General features: G+C 74.8%; 5 protein-coding genes. 4 read left to right on the top strand and 1 reads right to left on the bottom strand.

Annotated features, from left to right (window positions below):
- Window positions 1-992 (bottom strand): serine/threonine-protein kinase (locus WCS02_RS16385; protein ID WP_340295175.1); only part of this gene is annotated, 992 nt, incomplete at its 3' end.
- A gap of 102 nt (window positions 993-1094) precedes the next feature.
- On the opposite strand from WCS02_RS16385, the gene WCS02_RS16380 reads away from it, so the two are divergent.
- The 4 genes from WCS02_RS16380 to WCS02_RS16365 form a co-directional block, all read left to right on the top strand.
- Window positions 1095-2558: a sensor histidine kinase gene (locus WCS02_RS16380; RefSeq protein WP_340295173.1), complete on the top strand. Its 1464-nt coding sequence runs from the start codon at window positions 1095-1097 to the stop codon at window positions 2556-2558.
- On the top strand, window positions 2555-3208 hold the full coding sequence (locus WCS02_RS16375; protein ID WP_340295171.1) for a response regulator: 654 nt from the start codon (window positions 2555-2557) through the stop codon (window positions 3206-3208). Before WCS02_RS16380 ends, WCS02_RS16375 begins: the two co-directional genes overlap by 4 nt.
- 219 nt (window positions 3209-3427) lie before the next feature.
- Window positions 3428-5407: a coiled-coil domain-containing protein gene (locus WCS02_RS16370; protein WP_340295169.1), complete on the top strand. Its 1980-nt coding sequence runs from the start codon at window positions 3428-3430 to the stop codon at window positions 5405-5407.
- A 130-nt stretch (window positions 5408-5537) separates the two neighbouring features.
- A partial coding sequence (locus WCS02_RS16365) for a hypothetical protein (RefSeq protein WP_340295167.1) occupies window positions 5538-5980 on the top strand: 443 nt, incomplete at its 3' end.

The raw sequence follows: 5980 nt of genomic DNA, 5'->3' as shown, positions 1-5980 counted from the left end.
GGCACGTGGGGCAGGGCCTGCGTGCGCTCGGCGGTGGGCGGCATGAGGCCGCCGGCCGCCGCGGGCAGCACGGTCGTCGTGGCGGTCCCCGTCCGCGGGCCCGCCGGGGCCGCGGCCGCCGCCAGGAGCAGGCTCCGCGTCGTGGCCACGTCAGGGCGCCGGGCTGGGTCCTTCTCGAGCAGCCGGGCCACGACCTCGCCGAGCGGGCCGGTGACCACGGCCTCGGGCAGCGGGTCCTGCATGGCCGAGACCATGGTCGCCAGCGGGGTGTCCTTCTCGAACGGCGGGCGGCCGTGGACCGCGGCGGCCAGGGTGACCCCGAGCGACCACAGGTCGGACGCCGCGCTCGGCGGGCGGCCGAGGCCTCGCTCGGGCGCCACGTAGCCGGGGGAGCCGACGACGGTGCCGGTGGTGGTCAGCGAGCTGTCGCCCTCGAGCGAGGCGATGCCGAAGTCCGTGAGCACCGCGCGCCCGGCGCCGTCGACGAGCACGTTGGCCGGCTTGACGTCCCGGTGCAGCACCCCCGCGGCGTGCGCCGCCTCGAGCGCGTCCAGCAGGCGGAGGCCCACGCGCGCCGCGGCGCCGGCGTCCAGCGGGCCCTCCTCGCGGACGACGTCGGCCAGGGACCGGGCGGGCAGCAGCTCCATGACGATCCACGGCCGCCCGTCCTCCTCGACCACGTCGTAGACCGTGACCGCGGCGTCGCTGCGGATCCGTGCGGCGGCCCGCGCCTCGCGCAGGGTGCGCTCGCGCAGCAGGGTGCGCTGCCGCTCGTCCAGGCCGGGCGGGAAGGTGACCTCCTTCACGGCGACGGCGCGGTCGAGCGTGATGTCGCGGGCCTGCCACACCACGCCCATGCCCCCGCGGCCGAGGCTGCGGACCAGCTCGTAGCGGCCGCCGACGAGGTGGCCGGGGCCGTGCCCGCCCGCGTCCGGCCGGGGTGCGGGGTCGGGCGTGCGGTCGCGTGGCAAGCCTGCGTCGTCGGGGGTCATCGCCCGCCATGCTGGCACCCGCGGCGGGGCGCGTCAGGTCCGCGTCAGGTCAGCCTGCCCAGAGACCGGTCCCGGCCGGTGCGGCGGCCCTACGCTCCGGGGGTGGCCGCGACGGAGCGTGCGGCGGTGGCCCGGCGCCCCCGCCCGTCCCCGCGGGAGGGCAGCCCGCCGGCCGTGCGGCGCCCCGCCGCCGTCCTGGCGGTCCGTACCGCGGTGGTCGCCGCGGTCCTCACGGTGGCCGTCGCGGTCCTGCCGTTCGTGGGGTTCGCCTACCGGGCGCCCGCGCTGCACGTCATGCTCGAGACGACCAACGCCGTGGTCGCCCTCCTCGTGCTCTACCTCGTGTTCGGGCGCTTCGCCCAGCACGGGCGCCTGCAGGAGCTGCTGCTCATGCTCGCCCTGGGCGTGGTCGCGGTGGCCAACCTCGTCCTCACCGCGGTGCCCGAGGCCCTCACCCGGGGACGGGACGAGGAGCTCAGCCACTGGGCACCGCTGACCGTGCGGCTTCTGGGCACCGTGCTGCTCGCGGGTGCTGCGTGGACGCCGGTGCGCCGTCGGGTCGGCCGCCGGACGGCGACGCTCGTCACGGTGGCCCTGCTCGTGGTCGTCGGGACCGCGGCGGGCACCGGGGCCGTCTTCGCCGACCACCTGCCGCCGGCCGTGGACCCGTTCCTCACGGCGGACGGCACCCGGCCGTCGCTGGTCGCCCACCCTCTCGTGCTCGTCACGCAGGGCCTCGGTGCGCTGCTGTACGCCCTGGCAGCGCTCGCCTTCGCGAGGCAGGCCGACCGGACGGGTGACGCCCTCGTGCGCTGGGTGGCGGCCGGCTGCGTGCTGGCGTCGGCGTCCCGGGTGCACTACCTGCTGTTCCCGTCGCTGTACAGCGACTACGTCTACACCGGCGACCTGCTCCGCCTCGGCTTCTACGTGTTCATGCTCGTCGGGGCCGCCCAGGAGATCACGAGCTTCTGGCAGGCGCGCTCGCGAAGCGCGGTGCTCGAGGACCGACGACGGCTCGCCCGCGACCTCCACGACGGCGTGGTCCAGGAGCTGTCCTACATCTCCGCCCAGTCGCGCCGGCTCACCGCAGACCCGGGCAACACCGTGGCGGTGGCACGCATCGCGGCGGCGGCGGGCCGGGCGGTCGAGGAGTCGCGCCGGGCGCTCGCCGCGCTCACCCGGGCCGGAGACGAGCCGTTCCCCGTCGTGCTCCAGCAGGCGCTCGACGAGCTCGCGGGCCGGCACGACGTCGCCGTGGTCGCAGCCCTCGACCCCGACGCCGAGGCCGACGGCCCGATGTCCGAGGCGCTGCTGCGGATCGCGACCGAGGCCCTCCACAACGCCGTCCGCCACGGGCGGGCCTCGCGCGTCGACGTGCGGCTCGAGGCGGTGCCGCTGTCGCTCACGGTGCAGGACGACGGCACGGGCTTCGACGCCGAGGCATCCGGGCGGCCCGGCAGCTTCGGACTCACGAGCATGAGGGAGCGTGCCGAGGGCATCGGGGCGGTGCTGAGCGTGGGCTCGACGCCCGGAGAGGGGACGACCGTGCGGGTGGGCTGGGTATGAGCGCGCCGCTGAGGGTCGTCGTCGCCGACGACCACGCGCCGACGCGCGAGACGGTGCGGGAGGCGCTGGAGGCCGGCGGCTGCGAGGTCGTGGCCGAGGCCGGCTCCGCGTCGGGCGCCCTCGCCGCCGCGGCGGAGCACCGCCCGGACGTCTGCCTGCTCGACATCAGCATGCCCGGCAGCGGGCTCCTCGCCGCGGCCGACATCACCCAGGCCCTGCCGGGCGTGGTGGTCGTCATGCTCACCGCCTCCACCGACGACGACGACCTGTTCGCCGCCCTGCGTGCCGGGGCGTCCGGCTACCTCGTCAAGGACATGGACCCCGACCGCATCGCGCCCGCGCTGCGCGGGGTGATGGCGGGCGAGGCGGCGCTGCCGCGGTGGCTGGTGCGCAAGGTGGTCGACGAGTTCAGGACCGAGCCCCGGCGGCCGCTGTCGCTGCGGCCCAAGCGGTCGCCGTCCCAGCTGACCCCGCGCGAGCAGGAGATCCTCGACCTCATGGCCGAGGGACTGTCCACTGAGGAGATCGCCGCCCGGCTGTTCGTCGCGCAGGTGACCGTCCGGACGCACATCTCGACGGTCCTCAAGAAGCTCCGGGTACCCGACCGGGCCGCGGCGGTCCGCCTTGCGCAGGAGGCCTCGGGCCGCTGAGCGTGGACGGCGTTGAGATCCCTCATCTCAACGCCCGGACGGCCCACAACCGCTCCCACGACAGCCCCCGGGCTCGTACCGTTCTCGACGACAGACCGTGACGCACTGATCCGGGGACCAGCAACTGGTCGCTTTAGGCCCCGGGGAGCGAGCAGCGAAACCGACGCGGTCAGCAGGCGCTCCCGTGCGCCTGGACCCCCACCGTCGAGGAGCTCCGTCATGTCCGCTCGCACCCCTGTCCGTCGCGCCGTCTCCGCCGTCGTCCTGCCCGGCCTCGTCGCCGGCCTGCTCGCCTTCGCCGCACCGGTCGCCGTCGCGAACACCGGCACCGCCGGCATCTGCAACGGCGTGACGAACCAGCTGGCCCACCGTGGCAACGCGCAGCCGAACCTGCTCAAGGCCGCCGCCAAGCAGAACGCCGCCCAGATCGCGACGCTGACCGCCGAGCGCGCCGCGCTGGTGACGACACAGAACACCCTTGCCGCGCAGATCACCGCCGCCGAGAAGGAGATCGCCGCCCTCGACGCCGAGTACGCGACGCTCGTCGGGCAGATCGACACGGTGACCATGTCGCTCACCAAGCTCGAGGCCGACAAGGCGACGATGACCGCGGCCATCGCTGCCGCGACCACCGAGCTGACGACCCTCCAGGGCCAGAGGACGACGCTGGTCGGCCAGATCACGCCGCTGCAGACACAGCTGACCGCCGCCGAGGCCGAGCTCACCGGCCTGAAGACGCAGAAGACCGCAGCGGTCAGCAGCCTCGCCACCAGGGAGGCCGAGCTGACCTCCGCCACGAGCCGACTCATCAGCGCGACCACCGCCGCGACGGCGGCGCAGGCGAAGGTCGACGCGCAGGTCGCCGCGATCGGGACCGCCACCACGGAGCTCGCCGGTCTCGTCGGTGCCGGCGACGCGGCCCAGCAGCTGGTCGACGCGGCCGACAAGAAGCTGTCCGACGCCCGCGGCGCGCTCCCTGCGCTGGAGACCGCTGCCAAGACCGCCGACACGAACGCTGCCGCCGCCACGGCCGCCGTCGTCAAGGCCGAGGAGAACCTGCGCCTCGCCCAGGAGAGCGTGACGACCCTGACCCAGCGCATCGGCGCCATCGACGCCAGGCTCCCGGCGCTCAAGGCGGAGATCGTCGGGCTCCAGGGCGACATCGCGACCACGGACCTCCAGATCGCCGCCAAGAAGCAGGAGATCGCCGCCGCCACCGCGGCGCCCGTCGCCGACGCGGCCGCGCTCAAGGCGCAGCTCGAGAAGCTCGAGGCGGAGCGCAAGGCCCTCGCCAACAACAGCGGCGCGCGAGCCAAGGAGCTGCAGGACCTCATCACCGCCAAGAAGGCGGAGATCGCCGCCGCCGAGCAGCAGGCCGCCAACCGGACCGCCCTGATCACCGCGCTGAACGGCGACCTCACCAAGCTCCAGGGCCAGCTCGCCACCCTGAACACCGCCCTGTCGGCCAAGCAGCAGGAGAGCAGCAACCTGCAGCAGCAGCTGTCGGGCCTGCAGACCAGCCTCGCCGGTGCCAACGGGCAGGTCACCAGCGCTACCGAGGCACTGGGTGACGCCAAGGCCGCGCAGTCCGCCGCTGGCACGGCGCTGACGGCCGCGAACAGCGCTGTCACCATGAAGAAGGCGGAGATCGCCGCTCTCGAGGAGTCCCTGCCCGGCCTCACCGAGGGGCTTGACGCCGCGAAGGCAGCGATCACCGCCAAGCAGGGCGAGCTGAAGGCCCTCGAGGACGCCCTGCCGGGTCTCCAGGCCACGCTCACCGCCGCCAACATCGCGGTCACCACCGAGACCGCCGAGGTCGCCCGCCTCGACGGCGAGGTCGCCAAGCTCGTCACCGCGCTCGGCACTCTCAACACCTCGATCAGCGCCGCCGAGAACGCGATCCTCTCCCTGCAGAACCAGCTCACCCCGCTGCAGACCTCGCTGAACACGCTCACGCAGCAGATCAGCGATAAGGAGGCGGCGCTCACCACAGCCAAGACCGACCTCAACGCGCTCGACGCCAAGATCGTCACGGAGTCCGCGACCCTGCGGACCCTGGAGAGCGCCAAGAAGGTCAACCGCGACGCGGTGACTGTCCAGAGGGCCAAGGTCGCCGGCCTGCAGGCCCAGTACGCCGCGGTCCTCGACCGCATCGCGGCCATCGACGGCACCATCGCGCTCGGCGGCTGCCTCGCCTGACCCACCTCCCAGACCCACGGCCCCGCCCGGCAACAGCTGGGTGGGGCCGTGCCATCGGTCGGGGCGGGCCCCTGGTGCCGCCCCGACCCTCAGCCGCACACTCGACAGCACGGGAGAGGAGGGGGACGCCATGACCGGTGAGCACGCCGTCGGCGCTGCCGCGTCCGTCGACGTCCCGGCGCCTCTCGACGTCCACCTGACGCTCGCCGAGGCGTCACGAACGTACGCCGTGCCGGTCGCCGCCCTCCGGTCGCGCGCCCGGGCCGGCGGGCTGCGGGCGTACAAGGTCGACGGTGCCCACGGTCGCGAGTGGCGGGTGAGCGTCCGTGCGCTCGAGGAGGCCGGCTTCGTGGTCCGCCCCGCCGGCTCGTCGGCGGACGAGCGGGTCAGCGAGCTCGAGGCCCAGGTCGCCGCGCTCCGCCACGAGCTGGCGGGGGAGCGCCGTCGGGCGGACCGCGCCGACCAGCAGCTCGGCCACGCGCTGCTGGAGGGCGGACGGCTCCGCTCGGCCCTCGAGCGTGCGCAGGCTCGCGCCGAGGACCGGACGGTGCCCGCCGGACCTGCCGGTCGGAC

The sequence above is a fragment of the Aquipuribacter hungaricus genome, assembly GCF_037860755.1.
Classification (GTDB): domain Bacteria; phylum Actinomycetota; class Actinomycetes; order Actinomycetales; family JBBAYJ01; genus Aquipuribacter; species Aquipuribacter hungaricus.
Note: the sequence above shows the minus strand (reverse complement) of the source record. Positions and strands in the feature narration are given on the sequence as shown.